A 16,626-nucleotide genomic window follows, 5' to 3' on the forward strand; every position below is an offset into this window, starting at 1 on the left:
TCAGGCCCGCTCGATCTTCAGCCAGCGGGCGCAGGCGAGGTAGGCGATGGTGACCACCGCCATCAGGATGATCGACAGCGCCGAGGCCAGCGGAAAATCGCCGCGCCGGCCGATCTGCATCATCACCAGCTGCGGCATCAGAAGCTCGTTGTTGCCGCCCAGGATCTGCGGCGTGATGTAGTCGCCGATGCACAGCACGAAGGTGAGGAAGGCGCCGACCATGATGCCGGGCAAGGTCAGCGGCAGCACGACATGCAAGAAAGTGCGCACCGGCCCGGCGCCGAGGTCGGCGGCGGCCTTGCGGTAGCTCGGACTGAGCTGCTTGAGATTGGCGAAGATGGTCAGCGTCAACAGCATGACGAAAAAATGCACGAAACCGGTGACGGTGGCGAAGCGCGTGTTGGCCAACTGCACCGGTTCGCTGAACAGGCCCGAGCCGGTCAGCGCGCGGTTGATCACACCGTTCTGCGCCAGCACCAGCAGCCAGGAGTAGGAGCGCACGACATAGGAGGTCCAGAACGGCAGCACGGCCAGCATCAGCGCCAGCCGCTGCCAGCGTTCCGGCACCTGTTCGGCCAGGATCCAGGCAAAGGGATAGGCGAGCAGCACCGAGACGACGGTGACGATCGCGGTGACCTGCAGCGAGTTCACCATCGCCTGCCAGTAGGAAGGGTTGGTGAAGAACTGGCTGTAGTTGGACGCCGTGAAGCCGCCGCCCTCATGCGCCGTGAGGCTGGAAAACCCCATGGCGATGAAGGGCAGCACGAAGAACAGCAGCGTCCAGCCGAGCGCCGGCGTCACCAGCGCCCAGGGCAAAGCACGCCCGTTGCTTCCAATTGACTTCATCAGCCGCAATCGCTCATTTCGCCTGCAGCATTTCGGTCCACATGTCCTGCATCTTCTTGTCGAGATCGGCGTTCGGCGCCGGATAGGCCTGGGCGCGTGCCAGGAAGCCCGGCTGCTCGTCGAAGCGCAGGATATTTTTCTGCTCGTCGGTCAGCGCCGCCTTGGTATTCGCCGGCATGCCCCAGTAGCAGGACGAGGTAGCGAGCCGCGCCTGGCCTTCCGGGCTCATGATGTACTGGATGAATTTCAGCGCCATGTCCTTGTTTTTGGAATCCTTGAACATGGCCAGCGACTGCGACCATAGAACCGCGCCTTCCCTAGGAATCGAGAAGTCCAGCGCCGGGTTCTCCTTGGCCAGCCCCGCCGTCACCCATTCGCCGCCGCCGACCAGTATGTCGACCTCGCCGGTCGCCAGCGCCGTCTGGCTGGCGGTCACTTCGCCGACCAGCTTGGCATTGGCCTTCATCTTGAGAAGCTCGTCCTTGAGGGCGGGCAGGTCGGCTTCAGTGAGATCGGCCGTCTTCTTGCCGATGGCGAGTGCCGCCATGCCGATGACCGGCAGATAGTAGTCGTAGATGGCGACCTTGCCCTTGTACTTGTCGCCGGTCAGCGCTGCCATCGACTGCATGTCGGCCGGATCGACCTTGGTCTTATTGTAGCCGATCGTGTTGTAGCCGAACTTTTCGGTGATGCCGTAGCGCTTGCCGCCGACGACGGTGGAGCCGTCCATCTTCACCTGCGGAAACAGATCGGCCAGCGGCAATTTGTCTTCCGGCAACGGCTCGAACAGGCCCTTCTCGACGCCGCGCGGTATGTCGATGCTATCGATCACCATCACGTCCCAGTCGCCCGGCTGCGACTGTTCGACGATGGCCAGTCCGGCGCCGGTGCCCTCGAACTCCTTGACGTTGACCTTGACGCCATTGGCCTCCTCGAACGGCTGCAGCAGTGCGGGATCGGCATGATCGCACCAGATCAGCGCGTTGAGATCGGCTGCCTGGGCAGCGCTGCCGGCTCCGAGCAGCAGCGCGGTGGCGGCGCACGCCGCATGCATATGGCTCTTCAGAATGGAAAGCGGATTCCTGGATGCAGGTTTAGCGGACATCGAGTGTTCTCCCTTGCCTTTGTGGCTTCTTGCAAAAAATTGAACCAATTCTAAAATTGAGTCAATTCTGTTTTTATGGCAAGAGGCCGGGATGAGCGGATTGCGGGCAAGGCAAAAGGCGGATCGGCACCGGCGCATCATCGAGGCGGCGGCGGAACTGTTTCGCGAGGCCGGCTATGAGGGCGCCAAGATCGAGGCGATAGCCGCCCAGGCCGAGGTCTCGGTCGGCACCATCTACAATTACTATGAGAATAAGGGCGACATCCTCGGCGCCATCGTCTCGCTGGAGGTCAACGAGGTGCTCAATGCCGGGCAGGGCGTCGTCGCCAGGCCGCCGGCCAATGTCGGCGATGCGCTGGACACGCTGATCGGCATCTACATCGAGCACTCGCTGCACTATCTCAGCAAGGAGATGTGGCGGCAGGCAATGGCGATCTCGACGCAATTGCCCGACAGCCCGTTCGGTCAGGCTTACACCGGGCTCGACCGCGCGCTGACCGAACAGATCCGCGCCCTGATCGCCCGCCTGCAGACGCTTGGCTTGGTGCGGCAGGACATCGACGGGGCAGCACTCGGCGAACTGATCTTCAACAACATGAACATGATGTTCATCGAGTTCGTGAAGCGCGACGCGGCGAAGATCCCGGAGCTGCGCGCGGCGGTACGCAGGCAGAATAGAATACTGGTGGCGGCGATCGGGGCGTGAAAGAGTCAGGAGCAGACAGGAGAAATCGTCGCTTCGGCATAAAACCTGGTTTCAGACGAGGCTCACCTCTTGAGTTGAGTTTGAAATCTGATACAACTTAGAAGGGCATAAATAGGGGAGAGGGGTAAATGGGGTCGTTTTCCATCTGGCATTGGGCAATCGTGCTGCTGTTGATCGGCGCGCCTGTTTTCTTTGCTGTTCGATCAGCCACGAAGCCGTCACAGAATCCTGAGACTCTTGTAGGCATCGGTGGCTGGTTGATGCTGCTGGCGATCGGCCAAGCATTGTCACCGCTGCGCACACTTCTCGTATTGGGTTCCTCGAGCGAGGGCTACAACCAACTCATGCTGGTGCCGAATGGACCCATGGTAGTCTATGGTGAGGTTGCTTTGCTGCTGGCATTTCTGGTGCTTCAACTGGTGGTGCTGGTTGCCATGCTGAGGCGGAGCTCTTGGTTCAAGCAGTTGTTTCTCATCCAGTGGCTTGCAATCCCGGTGGTTTTCATCCTGGACGCTGCCTGGGTTTCCGCTGCTCTCGGGGTTGCGGTCGGGCAAGTGATCACCGGAGGCGCGCTTGCGGCGCCGATAGTCTCGTTTGTCCTTACCGGACTCTGGGTCGCTTACGTCTACAAATCCGTCAGGGTACGCAACACGTTCACCAGGGTTGGGGTATCCGCCCAAATTGCGAGCGCGTCATAGGATATCGGGGCGCCCGGAAGGCTCTGGCTCTCGGGTAGTCGTCGATCGGAGCTGGTGCCCCCGGACGGAATCGAACCGCCGACCTTCGGTTTACAAAACCGCTGCTCTACCAGCTGAGCTACAAGGGCACGGCGCTCCGGTTAGCATATTTGTTGCGCCAGTAAAGACAAAACTCCGTTTTACCCGGCATGTCGCATGGGCTGTCGGGGGAGGGCATCCTGAAAAGCGCCTGATTGCTTCCTACATATGGAAACGGTGCAATCGCTTCGAGCAGGGGTGCCGCATGATCAGATTTGTCATCATTCTCCCGATCATCTTCGTGGCCTGGATGCTGTTGGTGAAGATCATCAGCGATGTGAAGAAGGCCAATGTCGACTGGACCGGCGTCACCACCATCATCGGCTTCATCGCGCTCGCCTTCTGGCTGCGCCATGTCACGGGGATGTGAAAAGAGCGAGTAGCGAATAGCGAATAGCGAATAGTACGTGGCGTTCCTGGCTTTCCCTTCTCGCCACTCGCTACTCACTATTCGCTCCTTCTGATTTCCCCTTTCGAACTCGCCGCCAGCACGAATTCGCCGGGCGAACCAAGCCGTTCCAGAAAAATCGAAAAAGGATTCGAACCTTTTTCCTTGCCGCGACGACAGATGATCAAGAGGCGGATGGATCGCCTCGGTCAACGAAGCAAGGAGATCGTCATGTTCACACGCACACTCGTTTCCGGCGTCATCGCCACCGCCGTCGCCGCCAGCACGCTGCTCGGCACCGTCCAGCCTTCGGCCGCCCACAGCCATCACCACAACCGCGAAATCGGCATCGGCATTGCCGCAGGCGTCGGCGGTTTCGTGCTGGGCAGCCTGCTCTCCCAGCAGCCCCGGACCGTCTATGTCGACGAAGACGGCGGCTCATGGCACGTCCGCCGCTGCTACGATCGCTACGCCAGCTACGACGTCGACTCCGACACCTATATCGGTCACGACGGCTACCGCCACTACTGCCGTCTCTGAGAGGATGTGGCGTTTCAATCAGCCAGAAGAGGGGCGTCCCCACCGCCCCTTTTTGCTGTTGGGGACAAGGCTCTTGTCGAATTGATCGACAGGCAATGTTGGCGCCGCCCCTCATCTGCCTGCCGGCATCTTCTCCCCGTAAAACAGGGAGAAGGACGCTAGCCGCGGCACTCCGCACTTTTTCGCAGCGTTGGAGATTGGCGAAATCGTTTAGACATCGTCCTTCTCCCCGTCACTATACGGGGAGAAGATGCCGGCAGGCAGATGAGGGGCAGCGCGAACCTCAAGCGACTGCCTCCGACAGCCGGCCTCGCAAAGCGGCCCGCGGCGTCCGGCGTGGTGATCTTGGCGCGTGACTACGTGAAGTTGCCCTTCGTGGTTGTAGAGGCCTCGCTATCATCAGATCGCCTTCACCCCGCCGATCATCCTTGTCACCTCGGCCGCGGCGTCGCGCACCAGCGGCCCGATCTCGGCCAGCCGTTCCGGCGTCACCCGCACGGTCGGCCCGGAGACCGACACGCCACCGATCGGCTCGCCGAATTCGTTGAAGATAGCCGCCGCCACGCAGCGCATGCCGGGGTGCCGCTCTTCGTCATCGACCGACCAGCCCCGCAGCTTGATTCGTGCCAAATCGTGGGCCAGCGCCGAAATGTCGGACAGCGTCCTGTCGGTGAAGCGCTGCAGGCCGGCCTTGCGCAGGATGGTTCCGACGCGCTCCGGCTCGAGATGGGCCAGCACCGCCTTGCCGATGCCGGACGCATGGAACGGGCTGCGCGTGCCCGGCCGGAAGAAGGCGCGGATCGCCTGATGCGTCTCGACCTGGCTGACGAAGACGACGCAATCATCCTCGGCGACGCCGAGATTGGCGGTCTCGCCTGACCTCTCCATCAACTCCTGCATGACGACGCGGGCGCGGTCGACCAGTTTGCGGCGGCGCAGGAACGCCGCGCCCATGCGGTAGGTCTCGACGCCGATCGACCACAGCTGGTCGCTGGTGTCGAATTCGACCATGCCGTGGTTTTGCAGCGTCGTCAGCATGCGGTAGGCGGTCGAGGCGGCCAAGCCGCTCTGCGCCGATATCTCGCTCAGCGAGAGGCCGCTGCCCTCCGCGACGATGGCCAGGATGCGCAGCGCCCGATCGAGCGACTGCACCGAACTGGCCTCCGATGGCCCGTTGAAAGCGCGCGGCCGGCCGCGGGGGCGTTTTTCGGTCGTTTCCATGGCGCCATTCTCAGCCGATTTCGCCAAACGGGCAATGAAAAAGTTTTTCATCCGATCGAAGGGGTGAATTCCTGGAAAACAAAATATCCAATAAAATCAAGGGATAGGAGCCGTATTCTAGAAATGAAAAAATATTCTGAAAAAATTGAAAAATAGCCTGCTTGCTGACATCCTTGGCCAAGCCAACAACGACAAACCCTATGGAGGACTGGAAATGGCCAGGATGCGCGCTGTCGATGCCGCGGTTCTCGTTCTCGAAAAGGAAGGCATCTCCTGCGCTTTCGGCGTGCCGGGCGCGGCGATCAACCCGTTCTATTCGGCGATGAAGGCGAGGGGCACCATCCGCCACGTTCTTGCCCGTCACGTCGAGGGCGCCTCGCACATGGCGGAAGGCTATACCCGCGCCAAGGCTGGCAATATCGGCCTGTGCATCGGCACCTCCGGTCCGGCCGGCACCGACATGATCACCGGGCTCTATTCGGCGGCCGCGGATTCCATTCCGATCCTGTGCATAACCGGCCAGGCGCCACGTGCGCGGCTGAACAAGGAGGATTTCCAGGCCGTCGACATATCAGCCATTGCCGCGCCGGTCGCCAAATGGGCAGTCACCGTCATGGAGCCCTATCTGGTGCCGATGGCGCTGCAGAAGGCATTTCATCTGATGCGCTCGTCGCGGCCCGGCCCGGTGCTGATCGACCTGCCGGTCGACGTTCAGCTGGCCGAGATTGAATTCGACATCGATGCCTATGAGCCGCTGATGCCGTTCAAGCCGGCCATGACGCGCGTGCAGGCCGAAAAGGCGCTGACTATGCTCAACGCCGCGGAAAAGCCGCTTATCGTCGCCGGCGGCGGCATCATCAACGCCGATGCGTCGGATCTGCTCATCGAATTCGCCGAGATTTCAGGCGTGCCGGTCATCCCGACCTTGATGGGCTGGGGCGCGATACCCGACGACCACCGGCTGATGGCCGGCATGTGCGGGCTGCAGACCTCGCACCGCTATGGCAATGCGACGATGCTGGAGGCCGACTTCGTCTTCGGCATTGGCAACCGCTGGGCCAACCGTCACACCGGCTCGGTCGACGTCTACACCAAGGGCAAAAAATTCGTCCATGTCGACATCGAGCCCACCCAGATCGGCCGCGTCTTCGCGCCAGACCTCGGCGTCGTGTCGGATGCGGGTGCGGCACTGAAGATGCTGCTCGACGTCGCCACCGAATGGAAGACGGCCGGAAAGCTTCGCGATTGGTCCGGCTGGGCGAAGGAGTGCCAGGCTCGCAAGAAGACGATGAAGCGCAAGACACATTTCGACCAGGTGCCGCTGAAGCCGCAGCGCGTCTACGAGGAGATGAACAAGGCGTTCGGCCGCGACGTCACCTATGTCACAACGATCGGCCTGTCGCAGATCGCCGGCGCGCAGTTCCTGCATGTCTACAAGCCGCGCAACTGGATCAATTGCGGCCAGGCCGGCCCGCTCGGCTGGACCTTGCCGGCGGCGCTTGGCGTTCGCGCCGCCGATCCCGACCGCACCATCGTGGCGCTGTCTGGCGACTATGATTTCCAGTTCATGATCGAGGAACTGGCCGTTGGCGCGCAGCACAAGCTGCCCTATCTCCATGTCGTCGTGAACAACGCCTATCTCGGGTTGATCCGCCAGGCGCAGCGCGGGTTTTCGATGGATTTCGAGGTCGATCTCGCCTTCGAGAACATCAACCGATCAGGCGATCCGGAGGCCGGCTATGGCGTCGACCACGTTGCGGTCGCCGAAGCGATGGGCTGCAAGGCGGTCAGAGTGCGCAAGCCCGAGGAATTCGCCGCCGCCTTCAAGGAGGCCCAGCGGCTGATGAAAGAACACCGGGTGCCGGTCGTGCTCGAATTCATCCTCGAACGCGTCACCAACATCTCCATGGGCACCGAGATCGACAAGATCACCGAATTCGAGGACCTTGCCGAGCATCAGGAAGACGCGCCGACCGCGATCGTCATGCTCGACTAAGAGGAGAGAAAGAATGCCGCGTTTTTCAGCCAACCTTTCGATGCTCTTTGGCGAGCATGATTTCCTCGACCGTTTCGATGCCGCCGCCCGCGCCGGTTTCAAGGGCATCGAATATATCGGCCCCTATGACCATGCGCCCGATGTCGTCGCAGCCCGGTTGAAGAAGAACGGCCTGACCCAGGTGCTTTTCAACCTGCCGGCGGGCGACTGGGGCAAGGGCGAGCGCGGCATTGCCGCTTTGCCGGACCGCGTGCCGGAATTCCGCCAGGGCATCGCCAAGGCGATCGCCTATGCGCAGGCTCTCGGCTGCCAGCAGGTCAATTGCCTGGCCGGCATCGCGCCCGCGGGGGCCGACCGCAAGGTGCTGGAGGATGTCTTTGCCGAAAACCTCGCCTTCGCGGCGGAGAAGCTGGAGCAGGCCGGCATCAGGCTGTTGATCGAGCCGATCAACACGCGCGACATTCCGGGGTTCTTCCTCACACACTCCGACCAGGCGCTTGATCTCATCGACCGTATCGGCTCGAAGAACCTGTTCCTGCAATACGACATTTATCACATGCAGATCATGGAGGGGGATCTCGCCCGTACAATCGAGGCTAACCTCAGCCGCATCGCGCATATCCAGCTTGCGGACAATCCCGGCCGTCACGAGCCGGGGACGGGCGAGATCAACTACCCCTTCCTCTACGAGCACATCGACCGCATCGGCTATTCCGGCTGGATCGGGGCGGAATACAAACCGAAGGCCGGCACGGAAGCTGGCTTGGGCTGGTTCAGGGAATTGGCTGGGCAGGGCAGCGCGGCGGCATAGCGGCTATCGCAGTAGAAGTCGCGTTCCTTCGCGCCCCCCTCTGGCCTGCCGGCCATCTCCCCCACGGGTGGGGAGATCGGCAGCTTCGGCGCCGGCCTTCGATTTTCTGACGCTCGAAAATTGGCGAAGGCAGCGATGACATCCAATCTCCCCCCTTGTGGGGGAGATGTCCGGCAGGACAGAGGGGGGCGTGACAGAGCTCGGCCTAACAAGAGACGGAGAACCACAATGGAAACCATCGGTTTCATCGGCCTCGGCATCATGGGCGCGCCGATGGCGGGGCATCTGCTGGACGCCGGCCATAAGGTCATCGCCAGCGATCATCGCTCCAAGCCGCCTGCCGATCTCGTCGCCAAGGGCCTAAAAACCACCAACGGCCATGCCGCCGTGGCCAAGGCCGCCGACATCGTCATCCTGATGGTGCCGGACACCCCGCAGGTGGCCGACGTGCTGTTCGGCGAGAACGGCGTCGCGGCCGGTCTGTCGAAGGGCAAGCTGGTCATCGACATGAGCTCGATCTCGCCGATCGAGACCAAGGTGTTCGCCAGGAAGATCAACGAACTGGGCTGCGACTATCTCGACGCGCCGGTCTCGGGCGGTGAAGTCGGCGCCAAGGCGGCGTCGCTGACCATCATGGTCGGTGGCGAGGAAAAGCCGTTCGAGCGTGCAAAACCTGTCTTCGAGAAGATGGGCAAGAACATCACGCTGGTCGGCCCGAACGGCGTCGGCCAGACCACCAAGGTGGCCAACCAGATCGTCGTCGCGCTGACCATTGAAGCTGTCGCCGAAGCGCTTGTTTTTGCTTCAAAAGCCGGCGCCGATCCGGCTAAGGTCAGGCAGGCGCTGATGGGCGGGCTGGCGGCCTCGCGCATTCTGGAAGTGCATGGCGAGCGCATGGTCAAGCGCACCTTCGCGCCGGGCTTCCGCATCGAACTGCACCAGAAGGATTTGAACCTGGCGCTGGAGGGCGCCAAAGCGCTCGGCGTGTCGCTGCCCAACACCTCGACGACCCAGCAGCTGTTCAACTCCTGCGCCGCCAATGGGGGCGCCAGGGAAGATCATTCGGCTCTGGTCAGGGCGCTGGAGCGGATGGCCGCGCATGAGGTAGGTTAGAAGCGAATAGCGAGTAGGGAATAGCGAATAGGGATTGCAGCCACGGATAGCCGGGATTCGACTTTCGCTACTCGCTACTCGCTACTCGCTACTCGCTACTCGCTACTCGCTACTCGCTAAGAACTTCCGCGCCACATAGAGACTGATCGCCGCGGCATTCGATACGTTGAGCGAATGGATCGGGCCGGGCATGTCGAGCCGCGCCAGCGTCGTCACCGTCTCGCGCGTCTTCTGGCGCAGCCCCTTGCCTTCGGCGCCCAGCACCAGGGCGATCTTTTCTCCGGCAAAGCTCTTTTCGAGTTCCGCTGGGCCGTCCGAATCAAGGCCGATGGTGCGGAAGCCGGCTTCGTGCAGCTGGCCGAGCGCGTCGGCGAGGTTCTTCACCTCGATCTGGTCGATGTGCTCCAGCGCGCCGGAGGCGGATTTCGCCAGCACGCCCGATTCCTGCGGGCTGTGGCGCGCCGTGGTGATCAGCGCGCCGGCGCCGAAGGCGACCGCCGAGCGCAGGATGGCGCCGACATTGTGCGGGTCGGTGACCTGGTCGAGCACCAGCACCAGCTTGGCATCACCAAGTGCATCAAGCCGCATCGGTCTCAGCGGCTCGGCCTCGATCAGCACACCCTGATGCACGGCGTCCGAGCCGGTGATCTTGTCGATGTCCCTGGGCTCGACCAGTTCCGCCTTGAAGGGCAGGGCGGCGAGATCGGCGATTTCCAGCCGTTCGGCCGCATTGCGCGTCACCAGCATCTTCCGGATCTTGCGGCGCGGATTGTCGAGTGCCGCCCGCACCGTGTGCAAGCCATAGAGCCGCACCAGGCCGTCCGCGGCATTTTCGCCCGGCGGAACCGGCTGTCGGGGCCTGAACACCGGCGCGCCGCCGCTTTTCTCGTCGCGATAGGCGCGGCGCAGCTTGGCGTAGTGGGTGTCTTTGGGCGTCTTGGAATTGCTGTCGTTGCTCATAACCGGCTTCTATAACCGTGTCGCGCGGCAATGGATACTGCCGCATCGAACGGCTTGCCGGATGGCGGACGAAATTCAGCGCGTTTTGACGGGATCTTGCGGTTGACAGTTTTGGGCGGTGCCGCCATAAGGCGCTTCGCGGAAGGCTGCTGAGGCGGTCACGACGCGTTGATGCCTCGTTGCATGGCTCCGGCGGCAGACTGGAGAGGTGCCCGAGTGGTTAAAGGGGACGGACTGTAAATCCGTTGGCTATGCCTACGTTGGTTCAAATCCAACCCTCTCCACCACTGCCGGCCCGGAAGCCCTGAAACGCGAAGCATCGAACCGAAAAGTGCGTGGCGCTTTTCGGGTTGGCCCGCACTTCCTGAAATCCGATACTTCACTGAAAGCCGCGGATCGCCAGCTTCAATCCGACAGGGTTCAGTTCGCTGCGTTGATCGACTTCGCCAGCTCTTCGAGCTTCCTGGGATCGTTGCCGTGACGGCGCACCAGTTCGCGGGCCTGGTTTGACGGCAAATCGGCCGTGACGGCCAGCTGTCGCACCCGGTCGTCGATGGCAACCTGCGGCAAGGTGTGGTCGGAATCTGCTGCCTTGTCCTTCATGGCGGTTCTCCTCGATCGCTGTCCAAGACAACGGCTTGAAAATCGGACAGGTTCCGAAAGATCTGCAAAACGCGAGCGCCGATGCCTCGTCGCGACCACCGGCCATGCGGGATCCCGACTCTGCCCAATCCCGACGAGAATGAAGAGCCTCCGGTCCACGCCACAGGATCGACATGAAGGCCTTATGTGCAGGAGAAATTCAATGCCTGAGATCCGTTCTCCTCGTCTCGCTGTTCTCATTGACGCCGACAACGCGTCGTCCAAGATCGCGGATGGCCTGTTCGAAGAGATCGCCAAGCTCGGCGAGGCAAGCGTCCGCCGCATATATGGCGACTTCTCCGGTGTCCGTTCCAAAGGCTGGGCCGACATCCTCTCGAAGCATGCCATCATCCCACAACAACAGTTTGCCTACACAACGGGAAAGAATGCATCGGACATCACCCTGGTGATCGATGCAATGGACCTGCTTCACAGCGGCCGCTTCGACGGTTTCTGCCTGGTTTCGTCGGATAGCGATTTCACTCGTCTCGCGGCACGTATCCGCGAGCAGGGGATCGACGTGTTTGGCTTCGGCGAGCAGAAGACCCCGGAGAGTTTTCGCCAGGCCTGCCGCAAATTCGTCTACACGGAGAACCTGCTTGCAACGACGCATGCCAATAGCGGGGACACAAGCCGGGCCGCGAACCCGCTTCAGTCTCCCAGCGCCGCTACGCCTATCATTTCGAAAGTCATCGCGCAGATGGAGAGCGAGGACGGTTGGGTCCCACTCGGTGCTGTCGGCACGCAACTCGCCAACCTGGCCTCGGACTTCGATCCGCGAACCTTCGGGTTTAGGAAACTAAGTGATCTCGTGCGGAAAACGAATTCTTTCGAGATTGACCATCCCGAAGGTGGATCGTTGCGAATTCGTATAAAGCCGGCGGCAGCCAGGCAGGCGAGGTCGAAAGCTCGCCGATAAGCGGGTGTTGTGGTCGATCGTTCGTTCGCAACGAAGCGCCGCCGCCCGTGCCAACGGCGCTTTCGCCTTCAATCCCTGTCGGACAGCACCGCGACGCCGAAGAGCGCCGCCTTCTTGGTGATCAGTCCTTCCAGATCCGCGTCCGAGCGCTCCGTCCCCGTACGTTCCCGCAGCGCGGCGATTGCTGCCTTCATCGACAGCAACGCGTTGCATCGCTCGTTCAGGAGTTGGTCGACAGCCGCGGCCACGTCGCACGTCTCAACATGCGGCAACATTGAACTGGCTCCTTTCCTATCGGGCGGTACGCCTGCTGTCTCGAGGAACGGCGGGCTTGCCGTCAGTCAATAACCTTCACAATCTTGCGTGTGCCCGGGTCGACCAGCACTGTGTGATCGCCGACGACGACATATTTGTATTTGACATCGGGAACATCGATCGACCGAAGTTCGACCGTGTCGGGCAAAGCGGAACCGACACTGAGTTCCAACCCGAGAAGATTGATCGATGCCAGCGGATGCTTGTGCACATATTCGCGGATGACCGTCTGCTGTTCGGGCGTGATAATCACCTCGTCCGCGATGGCCACGCCGATGCCGGCGAGCAGAATAAGCCCGGCGGCGGCAGGAATCAGATGACTTCTCATCGTCTTCTCCTATTCCTGGAAGGGAAGATCCGCCGTTCATTGCTTGGCAAACGGCGAACCCTTCTTTTCAACGTTCACCGAGCTCTCTTGTTCCATGAGCGACGACTAATTGACCGGCTGTTGAGGCACCGTAGCGGCCGGGCGAAGCAGCCGACATGAATCGGGTTGTGACGCGTGAAGTCGCGTGACCAAGCCGGCGCGGCGGCGTCGGATTCGTATAATGGGATTTCTGGGGCAGTATTCAGCCTAGCCGTCGGCGAGCCAATCATGGAGGCTGCGGGCGAAGCTTCGCGGCGCGACGAGATCGCACGAGGTCTCGCCGGTTCGAAGCAAGAGTACCGGCACATGGTGGAAGGATGTCTGCACGGCCCGGCCCGGAGCGCTGGTCGGCGCATGCCAGTCGACGGCGATGCAGGTGGAGAGAACGCTTGCGATGTCGGCCCCGGCCAGGCTGAACCGCACGCGACCTTCGCCAAGGCAAACCGAACAGCCGAGATCCGGATCTATGGCAAGGGACGGCGCTTGCGCCCCATCGTCGAGCGCAAGCCAGAGACGGCGCGGTGCAACGCGGATGATGAGAAGGTTCTTGTGACGAACCGTCTCTCCGACCGAGGCGGGGAGTCCTGTGCCGAGCGCTGCCGAGAGGCTCGATTCGAATTGGCCCAGCGTTCCGTCCCATGCCTCGACCTGGATGAGCGGGCAATCGGCCACGGACAGGCTGAAATCCGGGCTAGCCATGCAGCCGTTCTCCTTGCGGATCGAGGAATACCGGCGAGACGATGCGGGCACGCACCGTTTCGGCCTTCATGGGATAGACGGCCACGACCTCGCTTCCCTCTGTCGCGACATCGCCGGCAAGCAGCGCCAGCCCAACATAGCGGCCGCGTTCGGGGCTGAAGGTGACGGAGGTGATGCGCCCGCTTCCGTGGCCGTGAGCTTTCTCGCCTGGCAGGAACAGTATGGCGCCACCGCGCAGGCGCTTTCCGTCCTCGATGCATTCCAGCCCGACCAGGCGTTGCCGGTCAGGCGCCAGCAGAGCAGGGCGCCGCCGCAGCACATCGCCAACGAAGCCGCTGCGCTTGCCGACCATGCGGCCAAGGCCGAGATCGTCGAGCGTCGTGCGCCCATCGATTTCGGGCCCCGCGACGTGGCCCTTCTCGACACGCAGCGCACCAAGTGCCTCGACGCCGTAGGGCTTCAGGTCGAACGGCCTGCCGGCTTCGAGCAAGTGGCTCCAGAGCCGTTCACCGGCAGTTGCGCCGACATAGATTTCATAAGCCCGCTCGCCTGAATAGCTGAGGCGCAGGATGCGCAGCGCTCGACCTTTCCATTCCCTCTCTTGCGCGCCCATATGCGGCAGCGCTTCGTTCGAAACGTCGAGCGACGGAAACGCCGCCGCCAGGATCGCGCGGCTCTTCGGTCCGGCGACGGACATCGCCGCCCATTCATCGCTCACCGAGGTGACGGCGACGCGCAGTTCCGGCCATGCGGCGTCGAGCAGGAACTCCAGCCGCGACAGCACGTCGGCGGCCTTGGCGGTCGACGTGGTCATGAAGAACCGGTTTTCCGCCAGCCGCGTCGTGGTGCCGTCGTCGAAGACAATGCCGTCGTCGCGCAGCATGACGCCGTAGCGGGCACGGCCGACTTGCAGCTTGGCGAAGCCATTGGCGTAGACACGGTCGAGGAACGTGGCGGCGTCCGGACCCTGGACGTCGATCTTGCCGAGGGTGGAGATGTCCATCAGGCCAGCGGCCTGGCGCACATTGCGCATTTCGGCGACGTAGGCTTCGTTCACATCGGCGCCGGACTGATTGTAAAACCAGGGCCGCATCCAGAGGCCGACTTCCAGCATGTCGGCGCCGTTCGCCAGATGCCAGTCGTGCATCGGCGTGCGGCGGAATGGCTTGAAATGATGGCCGGTGGCGCGGCCGGCAAGCGCACCGATGGCGACCGGCGTGAAGGGCGGGCGGAAGGTCGTGGTGCCGGTCTCGGGAACCGTTGAGCGACGCAGGGCGGCCATCGCCGAAAGCGCCTGGAAATTGCTGGTCTTGCCCTGGTCGGTACCCATGCCGAGCGTTGTGTAGCGTTTCAGGTGCTCAACCGATTCATAGCCTTCGCGATGGGCGAGTTCGATGTCCTTTGTCGTCACGTCCATCTGGAAATCGACAAAGGCTTTTCCGCGTTGGGCGGACGGGACGTCGCGAAGCATGGTCGTGACGGTTTCGCCCAGATCGAGCTTTGAAGGAGCTGGTGCCGGCGCCGATTTGCCACAGAAGGATGCCGCTTCGATGCCGGCGCGATGACCATCCTGGATGGCGTCGGCCGCCGCATAGTTTCCCATCATCGCGCCGGCGCCGAACCGGTTGGCTGGAAAGGCGCCTGGCACGAAGCCGTCGATGTCTTCGCGATATCGAGGCTTGATGCCCAGATGCGAAGTCAGGTGCACGGTCGGCGACCATCCGCCGGACATGCAGACCAGATCGCAGGCGGCCTCGGATTGGCCGTCCGGTCCGGCGAGTGTCGCGCCCCTGACGGCACGGCCGCCATGCAGGTCGACAATGCGTGTCGCGACTCGCATCGTGACGCCGAGCCGTGCGGCTTCCGCGACAAGTGCTGTGGGCGGTGCGGCGCGCGGATCGGCTACCGTCACCTCCGCGCCGGCTGCGGCGTAGTCGAAGGCGGTGCGCCAGGCGCTGTCATCGGCAGCAGTGACGATGACTTTCCTGCCCGGCAGAAGGGCGAAGCGGTTGAGGTAGGTCCGGGCGGCCGAGGCAAGCATGACGCCGGGCCGGTCGTTATTCGCAAACACCATCGGACGCTCGATGGCGCCGGTGGCGAAAACGATCGAGCGGGCGCGAAGCATGGTGACTGTTTGCCGAGCTTCGCCGGTTCGCGGCGGGCCGACCTGGTCGCGTTGTTCGACCAGGCCTATGACATCGCCGTCATAGATACCGAAAGCGCTGGTCCGCTTCATCAACGTGACGGTCTCGAAGCTTTTCAGTTCGGCTTCGACCTGGCTCAACCATGAGGCCGCCGTGCCGTCGGACCGTTCAGCCAGAAGCTGACCACCGAGAAGGAAATCCTGCTCGATCAGCGTGACCCGCGCGCCGGCCGCGGCGGCTGCCCGTGCCGCCGACAACCCGGCCGGACCACCACCGACAATTGCGATATCGGCAAAGGCATGACGGACGACGTAGCGATCGGGATCCGGCTCGGTGCCGGCTCTGCCGAGGCCAGCCGCCTTGCGAATGGAGTGCTCGTAGACCTTCCAGGCGCGCCGCGTCGGGCCCATGAAGGTCTTGTAGTAGAAGCCGGCCGAAAGAAACGGCGCGAACAGGCCATTGACGCTTTGCACGTCGAAGGCGAGCGACGGCCAGCGGTTCTGGCTTTCCGCGACCATGCCGTCGTCAAGCTCCAGCGTCGTCGCCGGCAAGTTCGGCTCGCGCCTGCCCGCTGTCCCCAGCGTGACCAGTGCGTTCGGCTCCTCCGGCCCGGCGGAAAGAATGCCACGCGGACGATGATATTTGAAGCTGCGCCCGACCAGGGTGGCACCGTTGGCAAGCAGCGCGGATGCGAGCGTGTCACCACGATATCCGGCCATCTTTTGGCCGTCGAAGCTGAATTCGACGGGATAAGAGCGGTCGATGCGACCGCCGCCTGGTAGCCGCTTGTTCTGGACGTTCATTCTTGCGATGTCCTGGCGAAGGTGACCGAAGAAACGACGTGGTTGCGCGTGTCGCGCTCGACCACCAGCCACTGGCGGCAGCCGATCACGTGCTGCCAGAATTCGCGGTGGAGGCCTGCCGGATTTTCCCGGACATAGACATAGGCATACCAGGCCTCCGGATCGGGATCGTCATGGGCCGGACGCCGGACGGAAGCATCGCCGCCATAGCGGAACTCGTCATGGTCGCGCGGACCGCAGCAAGGGCATTCGATGCGCAGCATTTTTTTCCCGCC

Annotated in this window: 18 protein-coding genes and 2 tRNA genes; 9 read left to right on the forward strand and 11 right to left on the reverse strand. The window is 62.5% G+C overall.

All coding sequences use genetic code 11. From position 1 onward, the window contains the following. Both NKH03_RS16540 and NKH03_RS16545 read right to left on the reverse strand, forming a co-directional pair. Positions 1-846, reverse strand: coding sequence for an ABC transporter permease (locus NKH03_RS16540; RefSeq protein ID WP_352864267.1), 846 nt, complete (start codon positions 844-846; stop codon positions 1-3). A 13-nt stretch (positions 847-859) separates the two neighbouring features. Next, entirely contained in the window at positions 860-1,951 is a 1,092-nt protein-coding gene (locus NKH03_RS16545) for a polyamine ABC transporter substrate-binding protein (protein ID WP_352969277.1), read from the reverse strand. Between the two features lie 91 nt (positions 1,952-2,042). On the opposite strand from NKH03_RS16545, the gene NKH03_RS16550 reads away from it, so the two are divergent. Together NKH03_RS16550 and NKH03_RS16555 are read left to right on the forward strand one after the other, a co-directional pair. Further along, positions 2,043-2,657 (forward strand): TetR/AcrR family transcriptional regulator, encoded by a 615-nt coding sequence (locus NKH03_RS16550; RefSeq protein ID WP_352969279.1) that lies wholly within the window; start codon positions 2,043-2,045, stop codon positions 2,655-2,657. A 128-nt stretch (positions 2,658-2,785) separates the two neighbouring features. Then, positions 2,786-3,355, forward strand: coding sequence for a DUF2569 family protein (locus NKH03_RS16555; protein ID WP_352969281.1), 570 nt, complete (start codon positions 2,786-2,788; stop codon positions 3,353-3,355). Between the two features lie 52 nt (positions 3,356-3,407). Here NKH03_RS16555 and NKH03_RS16560 read toward each other — a convergent pair. After that, a tRNA-Thr gene (locus tag NKH03_RS16560) sits at positions 3,408-3,483 on the reverse strand. 155 nt (positions 3,484-3,638) lie between these two features. Here NKH03_RS16560 and NKH03_RS16565 point away from each other — a divergent pair. Next, on the forward strand, positions 3,639-3,803 hold the full coding sequence (locus NKH03_RS16565; RefSeq protein WP_352665090.1) for a hypothetical protein: 165 nt from the start codon (positions 3,639-3,641) through the stop codon (positions 3,801-3,803). Positions 3,804-4,052: 249 nt separating this feature from the next. After that, entirely contained in the window at positions 4,053-4,361 is a 309-nt protein-coding gene (locus tag NKH03_RS16570) for a BA14K family protein (RefSeq protein ID WP_352864510.1), read from the forward strand. A gap of 399 nt (positions 4,362-4,760) precedes the next feature. Here the strand turns inward: NKH03_RS16570 and bhcR are convergent, their stop codons facing one another. After that, complete coding sequence (bhcR, locus tag NKH03_RS16575) at positions 4,761-5,582, reverse strand: HTH-type transcriptional regulator BhcR (RefSeq protein ID WP_352969283.1); 822 nt, start codon at positions 5,580-5,582, stop codon at positions 4,761-4,763. A 214-nt stretch (positions 5,583-5,796) separates the two neighbouring features. Between bhcR and gcl the strand changes: the two genes are divergently transcribed. The 3 genes from gcl to NKH03_RS16590 all read left to right on the forward strand — a co-directional run bounded on the left by gcl (position 5,797) and on the right by NKH03_RS16590 (position 9,502). Further along, positions 5,797-7,578 carry a glyoxylate carboligase gene (gcl, locus tag NKH03_RS16580; RefSeq protein WP_352864515.1) on the forward strand — a complete coding sequence of 594 codons (1,782 nt, stop codon included), beginning with the start codon at positions 5,797-5,799 and terminating at the stop codon, positions 7,576-7,578. A gap of 13 nt (positions 7,579-7,591) precedes the next feature. Continuing rightward, the gene (gene otnI / locus NKH03_RS16585; RefSeq protein WP_352969284.1) at positions 7,592-8,389 is read left to right on the forward strand and encodes a 2-oxo-tetronate isomerase; all 798 of its coding nucleotides are present in this window, start codon (positions 7,592-7,594) and stop codon (positions 8,387-8,389) included. Positions 8,390-8,617: 228 nt separating this feature from the next. Beyond that, the gene (locus NKH03_RS16590; protein ID WP_352969286.1) at positions 8,618-9,502 is read left to right on the forward strand and encodes a 2-hydroxy-3-oxopropionate reductase; all 885 of its coding nucleotides are present in this window, start codon (positions 8,618-8,620) and stop codon (positions 9,500-9,502) included. Between the two features lie 102 nt (positions 9,503-9,604). On the opposite strand, the gene NKH03_RS16595 is transcribed toward NKH03_RS16590, so the two are convergent. Then, entirely contained in the window at positions 9,605-10,462 is an 858-nt protein-coding gene (locus NKH03_RS16595) for a TrmH family RNA methyltransferase (protein WP_352969288.1), read from the reverse strand. A 202-nt stretch (positions 10,463-10,664) separates the two neighbouring features. Between NKH03_RS16595 and NKH03_RS16600 the strand changes: the two genes are divergently transcribed. Then, positions 10,665-10,749 (forward strand) — tRNA-Tyr (locus NKH03_RS16600). Positions 10,750-10,882: 133 nt separating this feature from the next. On the opposite strand, the gene NKH03_RS16605 is transcribed toward NKH03_RS16600, so the two are convergent. Next, positions 10,883-11,065 (reverse strand): hypothetical protein, encoded by a 183-nt coding sequence (locus NKH03_RS16605; RefSeq protein WP_352969290.1) that lies wholly within the window; start codon positions 11,063-11,065, stop codon positions 10,883-10,885. 202 nt (positions 11,066-11,267) lie between these two features. Here NKH03_RS16605 and NKH03_RS16610 point away from each other — a divergent pair, with 202 nt between their 5' ends. Then, entirely contained in the window at positions 11,268-12,023 is a 756-nt protein-coding gene (locus NKH03_RS16610; RefSeq protein ID WP_352881187.1) for an NYN domain-containing protein, read from the forward strand. Positions 12,024-12,091: 68 nt separating this feature from the next. Here NKH03_RS16610 and NKH03_RS16615 read toward each other — a convergent pair whose 3' ends face one another. The 5 genes from NKH03_RS16615 to NKH03_RS16635 all read right to left on the reverse strand — a co-directional run bounded on the left by NKH03_RS16615 (position 12,092) and on the right by NKH03_RS16635 (position 16,614). Next, positions 12,092-12,298: a hypothetical protein gene (locus tag NKH03_RS16615; RefSeq protein ID WP_352627145.1), complete on the reverse strand. Its 207-nt coding sequence runs from the start codon at positions 12,296-12,298 to the stop codon at positions 12,092-12,094. A 62-nt stretch (positions 12,299-12,360) separates the two neighbouring features. Beyond that, the gene (locus tag NKH03_RS16620; protein WP_352864527.1) at positions 12,361-12,666 is read right to left on the reverse strand and encodes a DUF1236 domain-containing protein; all 306 of its coding nucleotides are present in this window, start codon (positions 12,664-12,666) and stop codon (positions 12,361-12,363) included. A gap of 246 nt (positions 12,667-12,912) precedes the next feature. Beyond that, entirely contained in the window at positions 12,913-13,404 is a 492-nt protein-coding gene (locus NKH03_RS16625) for a sarcosine oxidase subunit gamma family protein (RefSeq protein WP_352969292.1), read from the reverse strand. Further along, entirely contained in the window at positions 13,397-16,351 is a 2,955-nt protein-coding gene (locus NKH03_RS16630) for a sarcosine oxidase subunit alpha family protein (protein WP_352969293.1), read from the reverse strand. The genes NKH03_RS16625 and NKH03_RS16630 overlap by 8 nt, the downstream gene beginning before the upstream one ends. Beyond that, a complete protein-coding gene (locus NKH03_RS16635; protein ID WP_352969295.1) occupies positions 16,348-16,614 on the reverse strand; it encodes a sarcosine oxidase subunit delta in 267 nt (88 codons plus the stop codon). The genes NKH03_RS16630 and NKH03_RS16635 overlap by 4 nt, the downstream gene beginning before the upstream one ends. Positions 16,615-16,626: the final 12 nt, after the last annotated feature.

The organism is Mesorhizobium sp. M1406 (assembly GCF_040317555.1).
Classification (GTDB): Bacteria; Pseudomonadota; Alphaproteobacteria; order Rhizobiales; family Rhizobiaceae; genus Mesorhizobium.